This is a genomic window from Bacteroides sp. NGMCC 1.200775 (assembly GCF_040798045.1).
In the GTDB taxonomy this organism is placed as follows: domain Bacteria; phylum Bacteroidota; class Bacteroidia; order Bacteroidales; family Bacteroidaceae; genus Bacteroides; species Bacteroides hominis.
This window is the reverse complement of sequence record NZ_JASCQK010000002.1, coordinates 53,649-78,216: the sequence shown is the minus strand read 5'-3', so window position 1 is coordinate 78,216 and position 24,568 is coordinate 53,649. Positions and strand designations below refer to the sequence as shown.

The 24,568-nt window shown below is 42.6% G+C and carries 14 protein-coding genes and 1 pseudogene; 6 read left to right on the top strand and 9 right to left on the bottom strand.

Going from position 1 to position 24,568, the window contains the following annotated elements:
- Positions 1-30: 30 nt before the first annotated feature.
- Positions 31-4,116 carry a two-component regulator propeller domain-containing protein gene (locus tag QK890_RS06835; protein ID WP_005810228.1) on the top strand — a complete coding sequence of 1,362 codons (4,086 nt, stop codon included), beginning with the start codon at positions 31-33 and terminating at the stop codon, positions 4,114-4,116.
- A 71-nt stretch (positions 4,117-4,187) separates the two neighbouring features.
- Here QK890_RS06835 and QK890_RS06830 read toward each other — a convergent pair whose 3' ends face one another.
- Entirely contained in the window at positions 4,188-5,633 is a 1,446-nt protein-coding gene (locus tag QK890_RS06830) for an MFS transporter (protein WP_032538193.1), read from the bottom strand.
- 456 nt (positions 5,634-6,089) lie between these two features.
- Here QK890_RS06830 and QK890_RS06825 point away from each other — a divergent pair, with 456 nt between their 5' ends.
- Both QK890_RS06825 and QK890_RS06820 read left to right on the top strand, forming a co-directional pair.
- Positions 6,090-7,439, top strand: coding sequence for an alpha-L-fucosidase (locus QK890_RS06825; protein ID WP_005810226.1), 1,350 nt, complete (start codon positions 6,090-6,092; stop codon positions 7,437-7,439).
- A gap of 13 nt (positions 7,440-7,452) precedes the next feature.
- Positions 7,453-8,700, top strand: coding sequence for a PNGase F N-terminal domain-containing protein (locus tag QK890_RS06820; RefSeq protein WP_005810225.1), 1,248 nt, complete (start codon positions 7,453-7,455; stop codon positions 8,698-8,700).
- A 410-nt stretch (positions 8,701-9,110) separates the two neighbouring features.
- On the opposite strand, the gene QK890_RS06815 is transcribed toward QK890_RS06820, so the two are convergent.
- From QK890_RS06815 to QK890_RS06795, 5 genes are all read right to left on the bottom strand, one after another.
- Positions 9,111-12,554: an AAA domain-containing protein gene (locus QK890_RS06815; protein ID WP_080594379.1), complete on the bottom strand. Its 3,444-nt coding sequence runs from the start codon at positions 12,552-12,554 to the stop codon at positions 9,111-9,113.
- An 81-nt stretch (positions 12,555-12,635) separates the two neighbouring features.
- Positions 12,636-13,436, bottom strand: coding sequence for a twin-arginine translocase subunit TatC (gene tatC / locus QK890_RS06810; RefSeq protein WP_367627266.1), 801 nt, complete (start codon positions 13,434-13,436; stop codon positions 12,636-12,638).
- Positions 13,437-13,469: 33 nt separating this feature from the next.
- The gene (locus QK890_RS06805) at positions 13,470-13,697 is read right to left on the bottom strand and encodes a twin-arginine translocase TatA/TatE family subunit (protein ID WP_005775616.1); all 228 of its coding nucleotides are present in this window, start codon (positions 13,695-13,697) and stop codon (positions 13,470-13,472) included.
- 299 nt (positions 13,698-13,996) lie between these two features.
- The gene (locus tag QK890_RS06800) at positions 13,997-16,492 is read right to left on the bottom strand and encodes a bifunctional UDP-N-acetylmuramoyl-tripeptide:D-alanyl-D-alanine ligase/alanine racemase (RefSeq protein WP_032537163.1); all 2,496 of its coding nucleotides are present in this window, start codon (positions 16,490-16,492) and stop codon (positions 13,997-13,999) included.
- A gap of 29 nt (positions 16,493-16,521) precedes the next feature.
- Complete coding sequence (locus QK890_RS06795) at positions 16,522-17,508, bottom strand: GSCFA domain-containing protein (RefSeq protein WP_005818485.1); 987 nt, start codon at positions 17,506-17,508, stop codon at positions 16,522-16,524.
- A gap of 427 nt (positions 17,509-17,935) precedes the next feature.
- Here QK890_RS06795 and QK890_RS06790 point away from each other — a divergent pair, with 427 nt between their 5' ends.
- From QK890_RS06790 to QK890_RS06780, 3 genes and pseudogenes are all read left to right on the top strand, one after another.
- Complete coding sequence (locus QK890_RS06790) at positions 17,936-18,301, top strand: BlaI/MecI/CopY family transcriptional regulator (protein WP_032537162.1); 366 nt, start codon at positions 17,936-17,938, stop codon at positions 18,299-18,301.
- 37 nt (positions 18,302-18,338) lie between these two features.
- A pseudogene (locus QK890_RS06785) lies at positions 18,339-19,701 on the top strand (M56 family metallopeptidase); the annotation flags it as partial.
- A 202-nt stretch (positions 19,702-19,903) separates the two neighbouring features.
- On the top strand, positions 19,904-21,946 hold the full coding sequence (locus tag QK890_RS06780; RefSeq protein WP_032537160.1) for a sensor histidine kinase: 2,043 nt from the start codon (positions 19,904-19,906) through the stop codon (positions 21,944-21,946).
- Positions 21,947-22,036: 90 nt separating this feature from the next.
- On the opposite strand, the gene QK890_RS06775 is transcribed toward QK890_RS06780, so the two are convergent.
- The 3 genes from QK890_RS06775 to miaA all read right to left on the bottom strand — a co-directional run bounded on the left by QK890_RS06775 (position 22,037) and on the right by miaA (position 24,526).
- Positions 22,037-23,212 carry a 6-bladed beta-propeller gene (locus QK890_RS06775; RefSeq protein ID WP_032537159.1) on the bottom strand — a complete coding sequence of 392 codons (1,176 nt, stop codon included), beginning with the start codon at positions 23,210-23,212 and terminating at the stop codon, positions 22,037-22,039.
- Entirely contained in the window at positions 23,175-23,486 is a 312-nt protein-coding gene (locus tag QK890_RS06770; RefSeq protein WP_005775625.1) for a hypothetical protein, read from the bottom strand. Before QK890_RS06770 ends, QK890_RS06775 begins: the two co-directional genes overlap by 38 nt.
- A 125-nt stretch (positions 23,487-23,611) precedes the next feature.
- A complete protein-coding gene (miaA, locus tag QK890_RS06765) occupies positions 23,612-24,526 on the bottom strand; it encodes a tRNA (adenosine(37)-N6)-dimethylallyltransferase MiaA (protein WP_032537158.1) in 915 nt (304 codons plus the stop codon).
- Positions 24,527-24,568 lie beyond the last annotated feature (42 nt).

Below are 24,568 nucleotides of genomic sequence, written 5' to 3'. Positions count from 1 at the left end.
TTTGTTTATTTGCAGTAAATTGATATTATGATGAAGCAACTAAATCTCTTTTTACTGATTCTGTTTGTATGTAGTTACCCGATTGTTTCCGGTTATGCTTTTTTTGATAAAGATATTCGTCTGCTAACTATGCAAGATGGATTGGCAGATAATACCATCTCCTCAATTTATAAAGATAGGGATGGGTTTATGTGGTTTGGGACTAATAATGGTTTGAGCCGTTATGACGGTAAGTCAATAAAGAATTTCTCTCCTTCACAGGCATATATGCATGTGAAGGAGATCGTAGAAATGTCCGATCAATATTTAGGAGTCATTGCCGGAAATATTTTATATTGTTTTAACCGGACAACAGAGACATTTATACCGGTTGTTCATGCAACAGATCATAGTCGTATATGTATCCCTCACATCATGCCTGCAGAAAACAACTCTTTTTGGGCGTTTTCAGGGCATACATTATATTTATATACAAAGAAAGAGGTCAAGAATGAGAAGGGAGAGGTTGTTCTGATAAAATTAGAATGTGAGAAACAGTATAAAGACCTGATTGATTCTACTGATAGTTTTTACGCAATGTGTTATGCTGACAGTCAGAAAACCTTATGTCTAATTACGGGACGGGGAACTTTAATTTTGTTTCGCCCTGAATCTTTGGAGCAGTCTAAAAAGGTGTCTTTATGGGGAAATAAAGTTTGGGATGTAACCTCTGTATTATATGATAAAGGAATCGTCTGGATTTCTACTGTCGGGCAGGGCATTTTACGTTATCATGTTGCTTCCGGGCATGCAGACAGAATTACCTATCAGGAAAATAATAAAGAAAACAGTCTTTCACATACTGATGTTTTTCGGGTTGTCCCTATTAAAAACGATCGTTATTTAGCTGTAACTTGGAGTGGGTATACTTTATTATTACAAGATAAAGATAACCCGGAAAAGATGACTACTGAAATATACAATAATACAGCTTCGCAACTTCACCGGAGTTTGGAGACGAGAATGATATCAGCCTATTATGATCCCAATGGCATTGTCTGGATAGGTACGAATGGAGGGGGAGTGATGTATTCTGATTTGAGGTCACAGTTTTATAACCAGTTTCATCAGGAGAGGCATAATGAAGTTTGTGGTATTGTCATGGATGGCAGGAAATATGTCTGGATGGCTACTTTCCATCAAGGTATTATGAAAAGTGAGCAACCTTTTCAACTGGGACGACGAATGAGTTTCATTACTGTCGGCACTCCTGAAGTCCGGAAAAAAAATACTGTCCTTTGTGCCATGAAAGACAATAGGGGTTCGCTCTGGTTTGGAAACAGTGATGGGACATTGACTCTTTATGATGGAGCGACCGGGCAGTTTCGGCTGCGATCTTTACAAGACAAGGGGAGAGTTAATGTAGCCGCAGTATGGGCATTGTATATGGATGCTGACCGATGTTTATGGATAGGTACCAATAATGGAGTATGGAAGCTGAACACTAAATCCGGGGTCTCCCAGAAAATCTCAATTGAGAAGGCCTTTAAGGATTCTACCAAGGTTCACGTGCGGGCTATTGTCGGAACGAAGGATGGAGCAATCTGGTTGGGCACAAGTAATATAGGAGTCTGTAAACTGAAGCTCGATTCCGAAGGTGAGATGAGCATAAAAATAGGCTATGAAAAGGTTGCGAATATTAAAAATAGTTCAGTCCGTTCTTTGCTGGTTTCTTCCGATGGCAATGTATATGTGGGCTATATGGATGGTTTTGCCATTCTTTCCCCAAAAACAGATGCGATACGAGAATACTATACGACCCGGGACGGGTTGTGTAGTAATTTCATCGGATGCCTGGTCGAAGACCACCGAGGGCATATTTGGCTGGGAAGTAATTCGGGCGTTTCTCGTTACAGTCGGCATCAACATCTTTTCTATAATTATTATATTAGTGGTAGTAACCGCTCTGCGTTGCTCGCCGATAAAACGTTATTTTTCGGCAATAATAAATCACTTACCTATTTTAATCCGGATAATGTAGATGTGCGTCTTGCTGGAGATAAAGTTTTTATTACAGAACTTGAAGTAGATAACCGTTCTGTTGGGATTGGTGATAAAATCAACGAGCAGACAGTGTTGAAAGAAGGTATTTCATATACAGGTTCGGTTACTTTAAACAATGAGAATCGTGATTTCGCTTTGACTTTCAATAATCTTTCTTATGCTGAAGAGCAGCAGAAATATAACTATCGCTTATTGCCTTATCAGACGCAATGGTTGGTTTCTAACGATGGAGAGAAAGCGGCTTATACAAATTTGCCAGAGGGAGATTATACATTTGAGGTGAAAAGTATCTATCCTGACGGAAGGAATGGAAAGGTGACTTTGCTCCAGATACATATTTTGCCACATTGGAGTCGTACATTGCCTTTCCGATTATTAATTCTCTTATTATTAGTTGGAATAGTGGCTTATTTGATCCGTTTGGTTAAACTTCGTCAGAGGCGCATGGAACATGAGATGCGAATGGAGCATGAACTATTGACGGTAAATCTGGAGCGTGAAAAGGAGCGGCAGATCAGGATGGAGCGCGAGAACTTTTTTACAAGTGCCGCACATGAATTGCGTACTCCATTGACTTTGATTCTCTCACCTCTACAAGAGCTGTTGCAGTATATTAAAGCCTCCGATCCGTTATATAGCAAACTATATACCATGTATAAAAACGGAGCTTCTCTGCATACGCTGGTCGATCAATTACTCTATGTACAGAAAATAGAAGCCGGAATGGTGAAACTCCGTTTATCAGAGGCGGATATTGTAGGATTAGTAAAGGAGGTGGCTGAGTCATTCCGCCAAATGGCAGGAGTGAATGGGGTTACGTTCAATGTACACCTCCCAGATGATCCTGTTTATCTCTGGATTGATACGGAGAAAATAACTTCATCGGTCAGTAACCTGTTATCCAATGCTTTTAAATATACTTCGCCAAACGGAGAAGTTTTGCTTTCTCTGACCCGCATGGAGCGGGATGGAAAGGGCTTTTGCCGGATAACAGTATCAGATACGGGAACGGGAATTCCGGATGAATTGCAAAAACGTATTTTTGATTCTTTCATCACCGGCGATAATTCACCGGCTTTTTCAACCAAAGTCGGTATTGGATTGCGGATTGTGAAAAATACGATAGATCTGCATCATGGACAAGTCACTCTTGACAGTGAACCTGGGAAAGGTTCTACGTTTGTTCTATTGATACCGGAAGGTAAATCTCATTTTATCGGTGACTTATACGAAGTGGTAGATTATCATAAACATGAAATGGAGCCGCAATTTCAACCCTTGTCCATACAGGAAAACACAGAAGGGGAGGTTCCGGTCACTAAAAAAACGCTTCTGATTATTGAAGACAATGTAGATGTACGTCAGTATATCCGTTCCTTGTTTGTAGCAAAATACACGGTACTTGAGGCTGCCGATGGTGAAGAAGGTATTCAAGTTGCCACAAAAGAAATTCCCGATTTAATTATTTCGGACGTGATGATGCCAGTCAAAGACGGATTTGCTTGTTGCCGGGAGATACGCGAACGACAAGAGACAGCCCATATTCCTATCCTGATGTTGACAGCCAGGGCAGAAGATGCAGATGTACTGCAAGGTTCTCGTAGCGGGGCGGACGACTATATGATGAAGCCTTTCAATCCGGAAGTGTTGAAAGCGAAAGTGGAGAATCTGATTCTTCAACGCGAACGCTTGAAACGGATTTATACCAAAGCTTTGATGTTGAAGCAGGAGCCGGCTGAAGATGAAGAGGCAGATGACGTATTTATGCAGAAACTTATTAATGTGATTGAGAAGAATCTGTCTGATGATAATTTTAATGTCAAGATGCTGGCCGAGCAACTTCACATGAGCCAGCCTACTTTGTACCGGAAGGTAAAGCAGCGTAGTGAGTTATCTGTAGTCGATATGATTCGAAGTATACGGGTAAGTAAAGCTGCTTCATTGATTATGGAGAATCGTTATTCCATTCAGGAAATCTCCGAAATGGTAGGATTCAGCGATGCCCGGACGTTGAGAAAGCACTTTACGGAACAGTTTGGTGTACCTCCTTCAAAATACATGGAAAGTAAATAAAGAGTTAATTCTTCACCCCCTGTTCAGGAACGAAGAATTAACTCTTTATTTCAGTCTGCTATGTGCTTGTTTTAATCTAATATGATGGGTTTATACTTGGGAACCAATGCCTTCATCACAATCCATCCAACGAGGTAGGCTACCGAACAGATGCAGAAAATTATAAAGTACCCGGCCGGTTTACCGATGAAGCCCATAAATACCATTTGGGTTATATCTGCATGTACAAACAGCTTACCGGCTGAATACTGGAGAATCATCGAACCCACTCCACCTGCCATGCCGCCGATACCGGTAATGCTGGCGATAGCGCTTTTGGGGAACATATCACCTACAGTAGAAAATATATTGGCGGACCAGGATTGATGGGCAGCACCTCCGATACCGATCATGATAACCGGAAGCCAGGGGGAGATGGTTCCCAGTGGTTGGGCGAGTAGTACCAACAGAGGGAAGAAGGCGAAAATCAGCATAGCTCTCATGCGGGCTGCATACGGGTTTAGTCCCGTTTTATTAATGATAATCGTGGGAATCTTTCCACCATAGATGGACAGCATTGTAATTGCGTAAAGAGTGAAAATCAGTGCCCGACCCAATCCTTCGGAGGTTTTTATATCAAATTGAGTGCTCAGGTAGGAGGGTGTCCAGAAGAGGAAAAACCACCATACTCCATCCGTCATGAACTTGCCGAATGCAAAAGCCCAGGTTTGTTTATACATAAAACATTGCCGGAAAGTCATGCCTTTCTTTTCCTTATCTTCTTTTGCGGGTATTTTTCCGTTCTCCTGTTTGTCTTGTTCGATATATTCGAGTTCTGTTTTGTTTACGAATCTGCTTTTAGAAGGAGCTGTATACATGAATACCCAGAACCCCATCCATATGAAACCGAGGGCACCGATGATAACAAACGCCATTTCCCATCCCCAGGCTTTGGCCAGTAATGGAATGCTTAAAGGAGCAATCAGAGCGCCGATAGAGGCACCGGCATTGAAAATGGAAGTGGCATACGCCCGATCCTTTTTCGGGAAATATTCGGCCGTTACTTTAATGGCAGCCGGAAAGTTACCCGCTTCACCAAGTGCCAGGATGCAGCGTGCAACCAGAAAACAATACATGCTTATAGTGGCGAGTATTACCACTACATCGCCTGTGGCCGCTATCAGTTCGGCTGCACTATGCATACCTACATACTCTTCGGTCACAACTCCACAAAATGCATGCAGGCAGGCACCTACCGACCATACACCGATAGCCCAGAGATAGCCTTTCTTAGTACCCATCCAGTCGATAAACCGACCGGCAAAAAGCATACAAATGGCATATACAATGGAAAACACAGAAGTTATAATGCCGTAATGTGATTCGTCCCAATGAAACTCGGGCTTGATAAATTCATCCCAGGTCAACGATAGCACCTGGCGGTCGAGGTAGTTTATTGTTGTCGCGAAAAATAACATGGCGCAAATTGTCCATCTGTAGTTTGTCATTTTCCCCACAGTGTTTTGGAGTGTATTCATACTATTTGATTTAAAATTTTCCGGTTTTGTTTCGGAGCCAAAAATACGCATTATTTGATGTTATCCAATGATATTGGCTACTTATTTTCATACTTTCAGAGATTATTTTATGATATATTTATAAAAAGGAAGAATAAATGCGTTATCGAACACAATAAATGTTGTTTTCGCACACGGTTTGTCTTACTAAAAAATAGGAACTACGTTTGAATTGAAAATAGACCGGACTTACTTTCTTGGGATGCGTTAGAGTACTTCCAATACGAAATAGACTTTAATGAAGCTTGAAATGTAAATAATATATAAAAACTTCAGGGTGCTGATTCCGGATTCGGTCCGGATTGTGGTATAGGCAGAGGATGTGCGGTTCGATTTTTATGTTTTTCCTTTTATTTTGTATTTCAAGATAGAAATTTTATCTTTGCCTTAATTGAGACAAAACATAATTAAAATAAAATGAAAAACAACCGATTGATCATTACCCTTATTGCCTTGTTTATTTTAGGGTTTGGGCTGAACGCCCAAACGGCTCCTACTGAGGAAACGGCTGCTCAGAAAGAGAAAAGAATGGAATGGTTCTCCCAGGCCAAGTTAGGAATCTTTATTCATTGGGGAATCTATGCTGTGAACGGAGTATCTGAGAGCTGGTCATTTTTCAACAATTACCTTCCTTATGAAGAGTACATGGCTCAGGAGAAAGGATTTACGGCATCGGCCTACAATCCTCAGGAATGGGTGAAACTGATTAAGGAAAGTGGCGCGCGTTACACCGTCATCACTACCAAGCATCATGATGGTGTAGCTCTTTGGGATACGAAGGTGGGTGACTTGAGTACCGTGAAAAGCACTCCTGCCGGGCGCGACCTGATTGCTCCTTTTGTGAAGGAGGTGCGCAAACAAGGATTAAAACTTGGATTTTACTATTCGCTGCTCGACTGGTCGCATCCCGATTATCCTAATAAAACTCGCACGGAAGTACGTTACAAAAACGATCCGGATCGTTGGGCTAAGTTTGTTAACTTCAATTTCGGACAGCTTTCTGAACTGAATAAAACCTGGAAGCCCGATCTTTATTGGTTCGATGGAGACTGGGAACAAACCGCTGAAGCCTGGGATTCGAGAGGGATCATCAATTTGCTGCGTTCCACTAATCCGAATGTTATAGTAAACTCCCGTATTCAGGGATATGGTGATTATGCCACACCCGAGCAAGGAGTTCCTGTGGTTCGCCCTGCAGATAAATATTGGGAACTTTGCATGACCATGAACGATTCGTGGGGCTATCAACATGCTGATACCAATTATAAAACTCCGTTCATGCTGCTGCGTACTTTTGTCGATTGCCTCAGCATGGGTGGTAATCTGCTTCTGGATATAGGACCGAAAGAAGATGGAACTATTCCTGCTGAACAGATTGCTGTTCTGAAAGAGTTCGGACGTTGGACGAAGAAGCATAAGGAAGCTATCTACGAGACGCGTGCCGGTATTCCATGTGAGCATTTTCAAGGGTATACCACACTGAATAAAGCAGGCGATATTCTTTACCTTTACTTACCTTATAAGCCAAACGGCCCGATTGAGGTGAAAGGGCTTGTCAATAAGGTGAACCGTGTATGGGTAGTGGGTAACGGAGCTATGTTGCCATACAAGGTTTATAACAAGAACTATTGGAGTGAGGTGCCGGGAAACCTCTATATCGATATTCCCGAACGTGTGCAGGATGAACAGATCACTGTGATTGCTGTGTTACTCGATGGTCCTATCAAGCTTTATCGTGGAGTGGGGCAAGTGATTGAAAGTAATTAAAAAATAAACCTTTATGAATTTCAGATTAACTTCTTTATTCGTTTTTCTATTCCTTTCTGTTCAGCTTTGGGCGGGAGGACATAAGAACCTGCCTGCCAAAGGCGACCTTCACGTTCCAGTATTTGAAAATGTGAATGTACGTTTCTCTCCTGATACGTATCCTAATAATTATAACGGGGCGGATGAGTCAGGTGTATACCATCTGGTCAATGGGCGTATCATCCTGAAGAAGATAACTCTTCCTGCATACAAACGAAATGTGTCGGTGAACCTAAAGATTACCCTTGCTTCCAACGGTGATCGCTGGGATAAGTCGGGTTCTTGTTTTGTGTTGCCCAAGTCATCAGCTGTCAATCTGCTGACAATCGCTCGTGATGGTGCGAAGTTTCCTCCGGTAGATAGCTTGAAGTTGGAAAAAATGGTAGGTATCGTTTCCGGAAAAGACTATTTGCCTACAGTAGAGTTGATGCGTTTTATGACTCCATTCGGTGTGGGGTACTATAGTAATAACAATGATTCACTGAGCAGCAAACGCCGTCCGGTTTATATCCCCAAGTGGGAAAGCAATGTTACCTGGCAACAAGATATTACCGATCTTTATCCTTTGCTTGAAGGAGAGGCTTATGTCGGTATTTATATTGATACCTGGACTTCTGAAGGTTATCTGGTAAGTGCGGATATTGACGTGAAAGAAAGTCGCCTTACTTGTGACGCTCTTCCGAAACGCCATGTAGAACCGTTGATGAATACCGTTTATTATATGGGACAGAGCTATCCTGATATTTTTGCCCGTCGGGATGTATCTACTGATTTTACAGTTCCCAAAGGAGCAAAAAATATCCGTCTTAAATATATAGTGACCGGACATGGTGGCCATAGCGGTGGGGACGAATTTGTGCAAAAGCGTAACATTATTTCTGTTGATGGGAAAGAGGTGCTCAACTTTGTTCCTTGGCGTGATGATTGTGCTTCTTTCCGGCGTTTCAATCCGGCGACCGGTGTTTGGCTGATCAAACGTTTGGCATCTTATATCGGTGAAAAGGGGTATACAGAGAAAGAAGTGGAAGAGCCGCTGGCTTCTTCGGATCTTTCCCGTTCCAATTGGTGTCCCGGTTCGGACGTTGTGCCCGAAGAGGCAATTATTGGTACGCTTACTCCCGGCAAGCACACTTTTACGGTCAGTATTCCTGAGGCTCAGGTTGTAGATGGGAATAAACTGAACCATTGGCTGGTTTCAGCTTATCTGGTATGGGAGGAATGATTGCGTTAGGGTTCATCCCGTAAGTGTATAATTCTATACTGCTTTGAATTTGATTCACCACAGAGGACACGGAGGACACAGAGAACACAGAGAATATTTTCTTTAATATACTAAGCAAGAAATTAAAACTCTGTGTCCTCCGTGTCCTCTGTGGTGATTTCTGTCGATAGGATATAAAAAAAGCCTCTTCTCACGAAGCGGCTTTTTGGGTTTACTTTCTTTTTATGCTTTAGCTCAAAAAGAAAGCAAACTTTAAGATGAAAAAAAGGGAAGTCTCACGACTTCCACAATTCTTCTAACCTTAAATCTAAATCTCTATGAAAAAAACGTAGTGCAAATATAGCGGTTTGCGATATACTGAGGTGTTAACGAAGTTCAGAAAGAAAGAATAAAAGCTAAGGACTGCAAAATTAAGATAATGCCTCTCGCTGTTTTATTAATTTTATCAAACTGTCATAAATTGGATTCTGTTCAAGCAGTCGGGGCACTCCTGTAATGAACATTTGCTTGCGTGCGCGGGTCAGCGCGACATTTAGTTTCCGGTCTATAAGGACTCCATTTTCTTCTGTCAGATTAGAGAGGAAGCGAAGTTGGTAGGGGTAGTTTACACAAAATGAATAGATGATGACATCTCGTTCGCTTCCCTGAAAACGTTCTACGGTATCTACCAGAATTGAGTTCAGTTCCGGGATTCCCAACATGGCAATTTCTTTTTTAATCAAAGCGATCTGGCTTCGGTAAGGGGTAATGATCCCTAAGGTGCGTGTACTTTCAAAAGTCCCGGCATATTGCCGGTAAATGTCTGCTGCAAGCCGGGCTGTGATACACGCTTCCGAGTGGTTGACTTTTGCCGAAGCTCCTTGTGGTTCTGCTTCTGAAGGAAGGAAGACTATTCTTGACATTCCTTCTATGGTTTCAACCTGATGGGGAAGTCCCACCGGGATCAACCGCCCTTCGTAAAAAGCACGGTTGGCAAAAAGGGCCACTTCGGGGTGCATCCGTCCCTGCTTGCAAAGCATATCGAAGGAGCGATGTCCTTTGGGTGATGAAGAGGAAACAGAAGGGAGAAGATCGGTTGATGATGTACGTGCGGTACGATAGAGGCGCTCAAAGAGAGAATCTTTGAGGTTTTTCAGTCCGATAGCACGTAGCTCCTCATCATAAATCTCCGATTGTCCGGTATTTTGCAATACGACAGCAGGTAGCTGCTTATGGTCACCGATCAGAATAAATTTGCCAATGGCATTTTCTCCATCTTCACTGCGGGCACAGAGGATGCCCAACAGTTGAGGCTCCAGAATTTGAGTGGCTTCATCCACGATGGCTACATCGAACTTTTTCAGGCGAAAGAGTTCGGGCTTACCGGAAATGGAGGCCACTGTCCCTACAAAGATACGGCAGTGACTGATGCGCTCGGTTACTTCGGACCGGCGGAAGCAGTGTGATAGTTCATTTTCAATCAAGTGGTCGCGATAGGCTTCATCACATGAAAGTTCGCTGCCCACACGGATAAAATCGACTTTCGGGTGGATAGACGAAAGGGCTTTGCAGATTTCATCTACAGCCCGGTTAGTATATGAAAGGAGAAGTATTTGCGCCTGTTCTTCCCTATGAAAGGTTTCTACCATTTTCTTCAGGGCACACGAAGTTTTGCCGGTTCCCGGAGGACCTACCAGTAAGAAATAGTCTTTGGCAGCCTGTGCTTTCAGAGTCACCCGGGAGAAGTCATCGGTGGCGGAAAGAATGTGTCCGTCCAGTCCGGAGTCAAACTCGGGCGGACGTTGTCCCAACAATAGATCACGCCGTTCCTTTGTTGCCGAAGCAAAAGCTGACAGTCCCTGATACATGCTCCGGAAAGTGGTATCCATGGTATCGTGTTCGATTGCGTAAAGGCTGTCCGGAGGAAGTACGGAACTGTTTCGCTGAGTGGAGCGCAGGCGGATACCTATCTCTTCTTCTGTGATGAATTCGATATTGCCTTTGAATACCATTTTGTTAGTAGCGTTATCCTCATCTCCGTTACGCTCGTAGAGAACAATGGCATCTCCCTGGCGGAAATTAGGCAGGGCTTGTGGCTCGTTTTTTTCCGGAGATGTTTTCGTTTCTTCAGACGAAGGTTCGTTCTTCTTTTGTGAAAGAAGAATATGTGCTTTATGTTTGTCCGCTGCATGGTTTTCTTTGATGTGCAGGTCATAAAGAATTTCCCCGGCTTCGCATTTCTCTGCCAAAGTGGAGAGCCACAAGGCAGCTGCACCGGTGCGGCCTTCATAATCGACATCTCCGGATTTGGAAGTGTATAACTCCTTGGTTATGAAATTATAGAGTACGAAGAAGTACGACCGTTCCAACGAGGTGAGTGAACCCAGTTTCTGCGATAGGTTATCGATGGAAGGGCGGAGATATTGTTCCCAGAAACGGCCGGATAATCCTCGTTCATTAAGTACGTCGGACTGTATGGCCTGGAGTTTTAAAGCAGTATATTCCACGCTGTTTCGTAGCTGGATTCCGTATTCATCGGATACGATCCGGTTGCGCAGATTGATGACGCGGCGTACCATTGCCCACGACGGACGTGCCGGATAGAGTAAGGGATAGCGTGTATAGAGTAGGTAAGCCTTTACCCGGTGATGATCCATCCCCATAGAATATTGCAGCACTGCTTGGTAAAGCAGCATCTGTACTTTATTGTTTTCTTTCGGTTCTACTTTGTTGCGGATAGAGTATTCGTCTGCTTTTCCGGATTTCATTTCGATGAAGGACGACATGTCCCGTTGCATATAATCCAGTCGTCCTTGCAGACCGAGTGCTTCACAGATGTAAGAAGGTTCAAGCACAGCGTCCCTCTTGTCCAATTCGTAACCCGGAGCATGGAAAGTGTCGTTTACCACTTCCCGGATATGTTCGAAGTGTAGTTTGCAATCGTCAAAGAACTGACGCTCTTTCTCCTTATCGCGTAAGTCGGCACAGGCTGCCAGCTCAATCGGGTAACGGCGGAAAGCTTTCTGCATACATTCTCTATAGTCCGGTTCCTCTTCAGCATGAATCCATTCGTCAAGAAAAAGGTTGGCAATGTTTCCCAGAAGTAGCGGACGGGCGTTCTCAATGGGCTGGAGGCGTGCCAATACATAGTTGGCAGGATGATGTCCGTAATCGCGGAAGCATTCGGCTAACGAACTGATATCGATCAGATAGTCCGGTTCAAGTACAATGAACGAAGGGGTCAGAATGCCGGCTTCGTCAATAGCTACATCGAGCAAATTGAGTTGGGCATGGTGCCATAGAATTTCACAAGTCTGCGCAAATTCCTCGTTGATTTGAGGAACGTTATAGCGTACCCGGAGAAACTCATCGGCAAGCGCATCGACCGGAATAACATAAAGATACTGTTCGTCTGCATATTGATAGCATACACGCATTCGTTTTACCTGTTTCTTAGCCGGAGGAGCCACGATATAAGTTGCATCGGTACGAGGCAGTAGGCGATAGAGCGTACTGGGAATCTCAATTTCATAAAGTTTGCGTATAAAGAAAGCAAGTGTCTTGATATCTCGCAGCAGTTTTTCGCGTACCGGTTCTTCCTTGCGGTTAAGAATGGCATTCGAGGTCAGCCGGAAAGTGTGCAGCCGGTTTTGTTCGACAACCGTCAGGCCGGCTCGTGCGGATACGAAACTGATACGTGCTGAGAGGTCAGTCATCTGAAGGCTTTCATCCTGCATTTGCGCCCGGCACAATCGTTCAAGCAGGTCACGTAACTGTTTGTAAGCCATTGCCAGATTGTCGTTTGTGGTCTGGCAAGCTGCAAGCAGGATCTCAAAAGATTCGTTCACTTCATTTTCCATACAGCAAAAATACATGATAATTCCCGGAATCTCATGCGGATGGACAAAAATGTAGATGGAAACATCTGATGATGGTTGGCAATAAAACGTAGAGCTCTATGAACTGGCCGCTTTTTTGTCTTTAATCATCAATATACTCATTTCATAGAGCAAATAGAGCGGGATGGCGACAACACTGAGTGTGAAAGGGTCGCCGGTAGGAGTGATTACAGCTGCGGCAATTACAATTACAACGATGGCATGCCTCCTGTATTTCCGAAGGAACGATTTGTTGACCAACCCTAACAGAGAGAGTAACCATGTCAATAGCGGAAGTTCAAAAGCCAATCCCATACATAATACCAACATCATAAAGTTGTCAATATAGGAATTCAGAGAAATCTGGTTTTCGATTTCAGCACTGAGTTGGTAAGTGGATAAGAAGCGTAGAGTGAGAGGATAGACCATGAAGTAGCCCAGCAGGACTCCGATAAAGAACATAACCGTACCGATGGTAAGTGCTTTTTGCACTCCTTTTCGTTCGTTGGGATATAAAGCGGGACTGATAAAACGCCAGATTTCAAAGAACAGATAGGGCATAGCAGTGACCACCGACATCCAGAAAGCAGTGGACATATGAATGAAGAAGGGGGCAGCCAGGTTGATAGTGACCAATTTGACTTTAAAGTCTTGGGTAAAGAATTCGTCTGTCAGATTGAATGTATGCCCTATTTCGCGGAGAAGGTCATAAAAGATAAAATTGTTATGGCAGGGTGCCAGAATCACAGAGTCGAACAGATAAGGCATGGCTATGAAGTATCCCACAGCCAGTACAAACCAAACGGCAATCATCCGAAAAAGTACCCGGCGCAGTTCGTCCAGGTGGTCCCAAAAAGTCAGCTCTTTGTTTTCTGCCATTATGCAAAGATAAAGATGGAGAGAGCAAAAGAATTATTTATCTTTCTTCTCCGTATCTGAAGGTTCGTCTATTTCGTTCTTAGCTTTGTTTATCTCTTCTTTGGCTTCATTTACGCCTTCTTTAAAACTTTTCACTCCTTTGCCGAGACCTCGCATCAGTTCGGGAATTTTTTTTCCGCCAAAGAGCAGGAGAATAACCAGCAAAATGATAATCCATTCGGAGCCGCTGGGCATAAATCCCAATAATAACAGGTTTGTCATAACATCATTGTATTAGTTTGTGCAAAGATAGATTTTTTTGAATGAAAATAGAAGGAGCGGAATCATAAAAGCGAAAACGGAAGCGATAAAAACGAAAAGAGGGGCTATGTCAAAACTTGCCATAAGGACACATAGTAGCGCAGAATAAATTTTAAATCATAGATTATCAATATGAATATTCTGTGCTACTCTGTATCCCCTGTGGTGGAAAGACTTTCAATGCGCCCCCTGATGGTTTATCCCTTTTTAATTACCGGATTCCGGGGACTTGTGGTGTCCAGAGGAATCCGTGGAAGAGTTTAATCCTGATAATATACTCTCTTTACCCGGGTTGAGATACCTGTCAGTACCTCGTAAGGAATGGTGTCAAGGGTATCCGAAAGAACGGTAATGGGCAGCTCGTCACCGAAAATCACGGCTTGGTCACCTTCTCTGCAATCGATATCCGTCACATCTATCATACATACATCCATGCAGATATTACCCACATATGGAGCTTTTTTACCATTGACGAGGCAATAACCGTGCCCGCATCCCAGATGGCGGTTCAGACCGTCAGCATATCCGATGGGGATTGCAGCGATGCGCGAAGGACGAACCAGATGTCCTTTGCGGCTATATCCTACCGTATCTTCCTCCGCTACATCACGTATCTGGAGAATGGTTGTTTTCAGTGTGCTTACGTTGTTGATGACTGAATTGTCAATGGGGCTGATACCATACAATCCGATGCCCAGCCGCACCATATCGAATTGTGCTCCGGGAAAACGTTCGATACCCGCCGTATTGCAGATATGGCGCAGTATCTTATGTGGAAATGCTTCTTGCAGCTCAGTCGACATATGTTCGTATCGTTCGATTTGCTGACGGGTGAATGCGTCGAATTGGGGCGAATCGCTTCCCACGAAATGTGAGAAGACCGAACGGGGTATCACGGCATTCTGATTCTTCAGCCGGCGAATCAGTTGCGGGATATCTTTTTCTTCGAATCCGAGCCGATGCATGCCCGTATCCAGTTTTACGTGGATCGGGAAGTTGGTGATGCCTTCTTTTTCTGCAGCTTTAATCAGTGCGTCGAGCAGGTGGAAGTTATATACTTCCGGTTCCAGTTTATAGTCGAACATGGTTTTGAACGCTGTCAGTTCCGGGTCCATGATAATGATGGAAGCTGTGATACCGGCTTTGCGGAGATCGGAACCTTCGTCGGCTACTGCTACTGCCAGATAGTCGGCGTGATGTTCTTGAAGGGTTTTGGCTATTTCGTATGAACCGGCTCCATATGCCGATGCTTTCACCATGCATACCATTTTGGTTTCCGGTTTGAGCATCGAACGATAATGATTCAGATTGGCTACCATTGCACCCAGATTGACTTCCAGGATGGTTTCGTGCACTTTCAGTTCCAGTTCCTCCGATACGAGGTCGAAACTGAAGTTGCGGGAACCCTTTATCAGGATGATTTCATTTTTGAGTTTCTTTATGACATCTGATGCTAAAAGTGCCTTTGTGTCGGGAAAGAAATATTTTTCTATATCAAACTTCGATGCACACGAGGAGATTTCAGCTCCTACGCCGATAATCTTCTCGATGCCCCGGCTATGAACCAGTTGTGCTACTTTGCGATAGAGCGTTGTTGTGCTTTGCCCGGTCTCCAGAATGTCTGAGAGAATTAGAGTACGTTTCAAACCTTTTGATTGTGAACGGCGGTAAAGGAAGTCGAGAGCAATATCCAGTGAAGCAAGATCTGAGTTGTAGCTGTCATTGATCAGGATGCAGTTGTTCTTGCCGTCTTTTACTTCCAGGCGCATGGCTACGGGTTCAAGACGTGCCATACGTTCGGTGATTTGGTCGGCGGGTACCATCAGGTACAGGCATGCGGCCAGACAATTCAGGGAGTTCTCTATGGAAGCGTCATCGATAAAGGGGATGCAGAATGTATTGTCCATCTCCAGATAGCGATAGGAGATGACGGTATGGTCTTCTCTCTTCTCCACCCTGCTGATGTAGAGCGGACGCTCGATATCCTTCATGCTCCATGCGATTTCACGGGCGGTCAGCATCGACTTTCCGACACAATTGCTTATCATTTCGTTGTCACCATTGTAAATGACGACGTCACAGTCTTTAAACAAACTCAGTTTCTCCATGCACTTCTCCTGCAATGAAAAGAAATTTTCCTGGTGTGCTCCGCCAATGTTAGTCAGGATACCGATAGTCGGTTTGATCATATTCTGTAATGGACGCATCTCTCCCATTTCCGAAATACCGGCTTCAAAGATACCTAATTCGGACTCTTCGTTCATCTGCCAGACGGACAGCGGTACGCCGATCTGTGAATTGTAGCTGCGTGGCGAACGTACGATTACCCGGTCGGGACTGAGCAGTTGGTGCAGCCATTCTTTGACGATGGTTTTTCCATTGCTGCCCGTGATGCCGATTACAGGTATCTGGAAAGAGCCGCGATGTTGTTCGGACAGTTTCTGAAGTGCCTTTAAAGTATTGGAGACAATAAGGAAATTGCATTCCTGAGCCATTGTCACTTTCAGCTGTTCACTATCCATGGTGAGCCCCTTGAAATCCTCGCTTGTTACTACAAAGTTGCGGACTCCCCGTTCATAGAGATCAGGGATATAGCGTGCGCCGTTATTCCTTTTGGTAGGAATGGCAAAAAAGAGGGTCTCTTCCGGAAAGCATAACGAACGGCTGTCTGTCAGTAGCCAGTCGATGGTAGCAGGCTTGTTTCCCAGACGCCGTGCACCTGTTTTTTCAACGATTGATTCAATTGTATATGACATAATAATAAAGCATTGGCATATTTGCACATTTATCGAAGCGCCAGTCGGCACATGTTTGTTTCTTTTTCGAAATCTAAGTACGGGTATTTTTCGTTAAGTCGTTCTATTTTTAACACAATTTGTCCTAAAAATCTTTTATACTCTTCTGACTCGGGATGGAAAGGTTTATGTGCAATGGCTTTCCGTATGGTTGCGCACTCCTTAATCAGTGCTTGCGTTTCGGGACGGAAAAATGTTTCCGAGAAGCGTTCCCAGAGGTAATTGACGGCCAATGACGACGGATGTACCATGTCATCTGCGTAGAAACGGTAATCCCGGAGCTCGTCCAATATTATTTCGTAAGAAGGGAAGTAAAAAGTGGCTTGTGGGTAACGTTGCATCAGCCGGTCGATGGCAAGGAGCAATACACTTTTGCTGAGTTGATTGGCGTGCATTCCGTCGCGTACGTGACGGATGGGGCTGACTGTGAACAATATTTTGATCTTTGGATTCAGTGAAATCAGTTCGTCCAGTAACTGGATATAGTCTTCTGTTATCTCATCGGTCTCCAGACGACGGCGTACGAAATCCTTTTCAGGCAATTTGTGACAATTGGCTACTACCTTCCCTGTCTTTTTTTGTTCATATACGTATGCGGTGCCGAAGGTCAGCATGAGCCAGTCAAGTTGTTTCACTTCTTTGTGTGCTTGCTCCAGGCGGACCCGTATATTCCGTACAACTTCTTCCGGAGTGGCTGCGGAGAAAGAGCCGTGATGCATTGGACTGTGCCAGTACTCACGATACGAGAAAAGGTCGGATTCTTCATACAGCCTTTTACGAATGATTTCACGCAAGGCCATTGAGATGGACAATGGGTTGTATAGGATACCGAAAGGATTGATATCTACTTGGAACTTATTTTCAGCAAGTAAGGTTCCGATGTTTTCTGCAAAACAGGAACCCATTATCAGCAGTCGCTGTGCATGGTGGATGGGGATGAATCCAGATGGAATTTCTACCGGAGTATTCAGGTTCATAATCAAGTAATTCTATAACAGAGGTACAAAGGTACATGATAATTTCGGTTCATCCGGGCAAATGTGTGGTTTTTCTCATGCATTGCCAAAATCTGGTTTATCCGAAGAACGCGTTGTCGTCTTGACGCTAACTCCAAGTGTGGACATCCGTAACCTTGAATGCCGGTTCCGTTTACCAGCCGGGGTAAATGCTTTTACATGCCGAGGTAAATGGCTTTACATGCTGAGGTAAACGCTTTTACATGCCCGGGTAAATGGCTTTACATCGGGAGCGAAATTCAGGTAAATATAATCTTTTGATTATCAATTCCATTTAAATGCTGGTTCAGTTACGCATTTATCGGGTAACCCTTTAGTTTTAATTAACTGCTAAAATTAGTTTTTGAACTAAATCTTTTCGTTATTTGCATGCAAAAGAAGAAAAGTTATGAAAGGATTAACAGCAAAAGAAGAGGAAATTATGGGATTTTTCTGGGAGAAAGGTCCTTTGTTTGTGAAAGAAATGTTGGCATTCTATGATGAGCCGAAGCCACATTTCAATACCTTGTCTACTATTGTGCGTGGATTGGAGGAGAAAGGTTTTCTGGCACACCATACTTATGGTAATACTTACCAATATTATGCGGTTGTCAGTGAGTCCGACTTTAGTAAACGCACGTTGAAGAGTGTGATTAGTAAATATTTCAATAATTCATATCTCAGTGCCGTTTCGTCACTGGTGAAGGAAGAAGATATTTCACTCGATGATCTCAAAAAACTGATTCAGGAGGTAGAACGGGGAAATGAGGACTAAAATGGGGTAGAAACCGGATTTTTAATAATTGAATAGTATGGGAGTTTTTTTTGTCTATATACTGAAGTCATCTGTTTGTTTGGCGATTTTTTATCTGTTTTATCGTTTATTGCTGAGCAAGGAGACGTTTCACCGGTTCAACCGAATTGCTCTGTTGGCTCTTTTGCTGCTTTCACTGTTGCTGCCTCTGATTCAACTGACTACTACCCAACAGACAGAAATGCATCAGACGATGCTTACTATCGAACAACTATTGATGATGGCGGATATGCCGGCATCTGGGGTGGCACAGGCAGAAGGGGGATCCGTATCGGGCATTCAGATCATTTTGATAATCTATTTATCAGGCATCCTCTTTTTGGTGTGCCGCCATCTTTATTCCCTGAGCCGTTTGCTGGCATTGTTGAGGTCGGGCAAGAAAGAAAAGATGGAAAATGGAATAACTTTAGTGACCCATCAGAGCAAAATTTCTCCTTTTAGCTGGATGAAATACATTGTTATTTCTAAGAAAGATTTAGAAGAAGACGGTCGAGAAATACTAATCCATGAAACGGCTCATATCTGTAACCGGCATTCTGTCGATTTACTGATTGCGGATATCTGTATTTTCTTTCAATGGTTTAATCCGGCTTCCTGGCTGTTGAAGCAGGAACTGCAGAATATACATGAGTACGAGGCTGATGAAACGGTGATAAGGGAAGGTGTCAATGCTAAGCAATATCAGTTATTACTGATAAAGAAAGCTGTTGGCACAAGGCTCTACTCTATGGCCAACAGCTTTAATCACAGTAAACTTAAAAAACGTATCACTATGATGTTAAAAGAAAAATCAAATCCTTGGGCACGATTGAAGTATTTGTATGTACTTCCTTTGGCCGCCATTGCTGTGACTGCATTTGCACGTCCTGAAATTTCTGGTAAGATGGAAGAAATTTCGGTCGTCAAAGTTAATGATTTAAAGCAAATAGTGGAGAAAAAAGTGCCGGAAAAAAAGATCGGAGTAGCAGTGGACACCGTGAAAAAGGATGTTCCGGCGAAGATGGTCATTGAAGTTTCGCAGTTGGATACGGTATCTGTTCCGAATGCACTTACTATCTCGGATGGATTGAAAAGAAGTGGATTGTCTCTGTTTGCAACCAGGCAGACCGATTTTCAGCCTCAACCGCTGATTATGGTAGATGGAAAAGAGATAACCGGCGAACAAATGGAGGCAATCAATCCGGATATGATTGAGTCGATCAGTGTGCTGAAAGACAAAGAATCTGTAAAGATCTATGGAGCTAAGGCCGAACATGGTGTTATTTTGATTACGTTGAAAGGAAAAAAAACGAATGATTTAAATAAGCTTTCTTTTTCTACCATGAATCCGGAAGACTAAAATAATTGTTATTGATATCATTCCAATAAACGGATATGCCGATAGAGACTGCAAAGGGACATGTGCAGACTCTATCGGCATATTTGTTTATTGAAATTATGTTTGATTTTAATTTGCTCCAATTATATTATTTGTACTTTTGTGACTAACACAAGGCTTAACCTTCGGTTGGCAGAGTGACAGAAGAAAATGTCAGAGTATTACACTTTAATTATTATTTACTTATGAAGAAACTACTATCTGTTTTCTTATTTTTATTTTGCTACGTTGTAGCGGCCGATGCACAAGATGATGCCGCACAGTATGATTCGATTATGAATCTGATGAAAAATAAAAAGATTCCTTTGATGGAACGTTATTACATGACCGGGGATATCGAACATCTTTCGCGGGAACATCAGATCGCTGTGCTGAAGCAATTGATTCCGGAAGCGAAAGAGGTGGAGGATAAAGCGGTCGTTACCCGTCTTTATTCCATTGTAGCTATGTTCGAAAATCAACTTGGGCACATGGCTGAGGCTAAAAACTATCTGGATAGTGCTTTTATGAACAAGGGAAAGTTTGAAAACAATAACATTGCCGGTATGATGCACTATATTGCCGGAATCTATTATTCGAATAAGAACCTGATGGAAAAAGCGCATGAAAATTATTATCAGGCTGCCGAGTATTTTAATCGCAATGCGGTGAAGCCGGCAATCTTAACGGAGATTTATTATGATCTTTCTATCATTTATTCGATGTGGCAAGATGATGAGGGATTAAATGAATTGTCGGAAGCAATGAAGGATTTACCGGTAGACTTCCCTTTTCAGCAGATATTGAAATGGACCCTAAAAGCAAAGTATTTCTATGCTTTATATCAAAATGAACACCGGATGGATTTATTGGACTCTGTGACAAAATATAATCAGGAAGCTTTCGAAGTATACACATCAACCGAGAATCCATATGATGTGGGCTATGTGATATCCGATAATTATTTGCATCAGGCAGTTGTCTATAGTGAAGCCGGTAAGATAAAGGAAGCGGAACAATGTTTTGAAACGGGTAAAAAACTGATGAATCCTAAAAAGATCGATGCAAACGTGTCACTTAGCTATGTTTCGGGGGTGATTGCCTATTATCAGGCGGATTATGAATTGGCCGAGAGGCATCTGCAGGATGGATTGCATGAACTGAAAAAAATGAATGAAGAACAGGAGGTGGATTATTATCACTCTTTGATTGATTTCTATACCTTATTGGCCAAGGTGTACGAGAAACAGGAGCTTTATAATAAAGCTCTGGAGGCTGCCCGCAATTCATTGAAATATGAAACCCGGTTGTTTGATAAAAACAGTAGTAAGACTATTCAGAAGTTACGGACACAATATAGTCTGGACGAAAAAGAGAGGGTGGTGAAGCAGCTTACGGCTATCAATGAAAAGAACAAGTGGATTAATATTCTCTCTGTCACCCTGATTGTATTGGCGTTGATTACGATTGTTTTGTTGCTGATACGTTATCGTTCCCGTCAGCGTATTCATGAGGGGATGTTGCAGATTGCCAAACTGAAACAGCAGGAAACGGAATTGACAGTCGAATTGCAGAAGGCGAAGCTGGAGGAGAGGGAACGCGAATTTCAAGCCTTGGTGCATGAGGCACAACAGCGTAAAGTGCAGTATTATCTTGAGGGCCTGGAGGTAGAGCGAAACCGTTTGGCTAAAGAGCTCCATGATAATGTTTCGAACGAATTACTGGCTATTAAAATGAAAATTGCTGACGGGACGAGTAGTAGGGAAGAGGTTTTGGATACATTGCAGGCTTTGCAAACCGAAGTGCGGGGAATTTCACATGATTTGATGCCGCCTGTCTTTAAGTATGCTTCCCTGTCGGAGATTCTTCAGGATTATGTCTGTCAGCGTAATCAACCGGGACAGACCGAGCTGACTTTGGCGCTTGAACCGGAGGAGGGATTCGACCATTTATCGCAGAAAGTGGCATTGGAGATTTACCGAATTGTACAGGAAGCTACAAGCAATGCACTGAAACATGCGCAGGCCACCCATATTGAGATTATTCTTGTTCGGGAAGGAAACAGGATAAAGTTGACAATAGCTGACAATGGCAAAGGTTTTGAACAACAAACCGGAAAGTTGGGAATTGGTCTGGTTATCATAAAGGAACGTGTGGAAAACCTGAAAGGAGTTCTGACTCTAAGTTCTGTTCCAGGCAAAGGAACAGATGTGATCGTAGAGATTGATTTAGACGGTCTGGAGAAATAAAAAAGATAAAATTTTTGCTGCCACCGACTGAGAGTGTGTCATAACTCATCACAGCGACACACCCTCAATCGGTGGGGGGTGGGATGCGGTTTATTTTACCTGATAGCTAAAAATCACCGGATTAGAGTCACTATCCAATGATTCTGTCAATTTATATAGTTTATCGGACATTTTGTTTTTGAACGATGGATGATTGTCTACTATAGTTTTGAGGCTGAACAGCGTTGTGGGAGAAACTGTGAAGAATACGCGGTTGTTGGCTCCTTCTACCGGTATGTATTGGTGCAGGTTTGCTTGGTATTCCGTATTGTATACCTTGTTGTATTTCGATAATTTGTTTTGATTTTTATCAAACACATATATACCGAGTAGATTCGCTCTGAACATTAAATACTGGGGAGCATTTGCCACATTAGTCATTAAATATACATATCGGTCCCATGTGAACTTATTAAGTTCGCGGCAGGTGTATTCTTTGTCTTTGGCTGCTTCCGGAAAGCTTTCATTCATAAAATTGAAGGAGTAGTAAGGACTTATTTTCCCGTCTTCCAGTTGATAGATCGTATCATCGAACTTTCTGGTAAATACAACAGGAGCTGTTCCGCCCAGTTGATGTCCTCCGATAAAACAATAAGGAGCTATTTCTCGGAGTGGTTTTAATAATTCAGTCTTTTGATCGTTCGGGGCTATTACTGTGATGGATGATGTGGATAACTGATTATTAATAAGTGTGGCATTTTCTAAGTATATCATTCTGTTATCAATAGCTATTGAATGATAGTGTCCTGGTAGTTTTGTAGTTCTGATAAAGTTCCCTTGCAAGTCATAATATATCAGTGAGGTCGGGTCGGCTAAGAATACTAAATTTTCATTTTGCCTGTCTATGGCTATATCCAGTATGCTTCCATATTCTCCTTTACCTGCTCCTACACGGTGTATGGTAAATAGATGTTTGCCTTTGTCATTGAAAGCCAACACTTGCTTCATGGATTTATCTAAAATATAATAGGTGTTTTTCCACTCTATTACCCGATTAATGCGTTTTATCAATGCATTGTCTTTTGTTTCCAGGCAGAAGACCTGCGGATTTTGTAGAAAAAGAGTGTCATTCACTGATTTCTCTACTGTTTCTAACTCTGCAATCGAGCTTGTTATTTCATTCTGGGTCATACATCCACAGAACATTGTCATCAATAGGAAGCCGGAGAAAAATATCTTTTTTTTCATATTAAAGAGGTCTTTGACTAATGTCTGCACTAAAATCATATTCGCATGCGATTATACCGCTGCCATAACAACTCGTTTCCGTATAAACAAAAATTGTTTCTATAGTTTTGTTTCCGTTTACATCTACTTGATAAACAGGCTCACTTTGGAAAGAGTCCATTATTCTTCTTTCAGCACCATTATTATAATCAAATTCAGTTTGTGCCAGTGCCTCAATATTGGCTAAAATTATATCCTGCTTTTGGTTTTTAAGATTAAACTCAATTGTAGTGATTGCGCACAAAGCAGTAGCTGCGATACCGCGTTTTTGCATAGTGTTAACTTTAAAAGATTAATATTATTATCTATGTTGGTAAATATATTAATTTTTTTATAATAACACTTGCTTTGCTCTTTTTTTATTCGGCTTCTTTTCTCTATTCTTTAAGAATATATCTGCTATTTATAAGTATCTAATTGAGAGTGGAGGTGCGATAGTATTTCTATCTCTTGTTCAGGATGGAACCATTGGATTTCTTTATCCCGCTTAAACCAAGTCATTTGTTTGCGTGAATAGATACGTGAGTTTTGCTTTATCTTTTCAATGGCAAAAGGTAGTTCCCATTCTCCATCCAGATATTTGAATATCTCTTTATAACCAACAGTATTCAAAGAGTTTAGATTTCGGTGGGTATATACAGAACGTGCTTCTTCCAGTAAGCCTTCTTCCATCATTTGGTCTACGCGGCGGTTGATACGGTCATACAGTTCGGTACGATCCCGAGTCAATCCTATTTTCAGAATATGAAAAGGACGTTCTTTTTTTTGTTGGGTGCGGAAGGAGGTATAAGTCTTTCCTGTCATGTAGCAGATTTCCAATGCGTGAATGACTCGTTTGGGATTCTTTAAATCTACAATTTTATAATATTCCGGGTCCAGCAATTTCAGTTCGGCACAGAGATTATCCAGTCCTTCTGTTTCGTATTTATGTAGCAGAAGTTCGCGGGTTTCCGTATCCACGGTCGGTATATCGTCAATACCTTTACAGATGGCATCTACATACATCATAGAACCTCCTGTGAGGAGAACGACATCATGCTGTTTGAATAAAAGTTCAAGGAGAGACATTACCTCCGTCTCATATTGGGCGGCACTGTAATAATCGGTGAGTTGCAAAGTACCTACAAAATAATGTGGAACCCGTTTTAATTGCTCCGGGGTTGGAGCTGCTGTTCCTATCTTAAGTTCGGCGTATAACTGCCGGGAATCAGACGAAATGATACTCGTCTTGAAATGTTCTGCTATACGGAGGCTTAACTCCGTTTTTCCTACGCCTGTAGGCCCTATAAGTACGATTAAAGTTTTGGTAGTCATAACGATTAGTAATGTGATAATGTGTCCATGTGACAATATGTC

What these genes read in the sequence shown, in the direction of transcription:
- QK890_RS06805 (WP_005775616.1), bottom strand. Translation starts at nt 13,697, where the DNA reads ATGACAAACCTGTTATTATTGGGATTTATGCCCAGCGGCTCCGAATGG.
- QK890_RS06815 (WP_080594379.1), bottom strand. Translation starts at nt 12,554, where the DNA reads ATGTATTTTTGCTGTATGGAAAATGAAGTGAACGAATCTTTTGAGATC.
- QK890_RS06800 (WP_032537163.1), bottom strand. Translation starts at nt 16,492, where the DNA reads ATGTCATATACAATTGAATCAATCGTTGAAAAAACAGGTGCACGGCGT.
- miaA (WP_032537158.1), bottom strand. Translation starts at nt 24,526, where the DNA reads ATGACTACCAAAACTTTAATCGTACTTATAGGGCCTACAGGCGTAGGA.
- tatC (WP_367627266.1), bottom strand. Translation starts at nt 13,436, where the DNA reads ATGGCAGAAAACAAAGAGCTGACTTTTTGGGACCACCTGGACGAACTG.
- QK890_RS06835 (WP_005810228.1), top strand. Translation starts at nt 31, where the DNA reads ATGAAGCAACTAAATCTCTTTTTACTGATTCTGTTTGTATGTAGTTAC.
- QK890_RS06780 (WP_032537160.1), top strand. Translation starts at nt 19,904, where the DNA reads ATGAAGAAACTACTATCTGTTTTCTTATTTTTATTTTGCTACGTTGTA.
- QK890_RS06770 (WP_005775625.1), bottom strand. Translation starts at nt 23,486, where the DNA reads ATGCAAAAACGCGGTATCGCAGCTACTGCTTTGTGCGCAATCACTACA.
- QK890_RS06775 (WP_032537159.1), bottom strand. Translation starts at nt 23,212, where the DNA reads ATGATTTTAGTGCAGACATTAGTCAAAGACCTCTTTAATATGAAAAAA.
- QK890_RS06820 (WP_005810225.1), top strand. Translation starts at nt 7,453, where the DNA reads ATGAATTTCAGATTAACTTCTTTATTCGTTTTTCTATTCCTTTCTGTT.
- QK890_RS06795 (WP_005818485.1), bottom strand. Translation starts at nt 17,508, where the DNA reads ATGAACCTGAATACTCCGGTAGAAATTCCATCTGGATTCATCCCCATC.
- QK890_RS06790 (WP_032537162.1), top strand. Translation starts at nt 17,936, where the DNA reads ATGAAAGGATTAACAGCAAAAGAAGAGGAAATTATGGGATTTTTCTGG.
- QK890_RS06825 (WP_005810226.1), top strand. Translation starts at nt 6,090, where the DNA reads ATGAAAAACAACCGATTGATCATTACCCTTATTGCCTTGTTTATTTTA.
- QK890_RS06830 (WP_032538193.1), bottom strand. Translation starts at nt 5,633, where the DNA reads ATGAATACACTCCAAAACACTGTGGGGAAAATGACAAACTACAGATGG.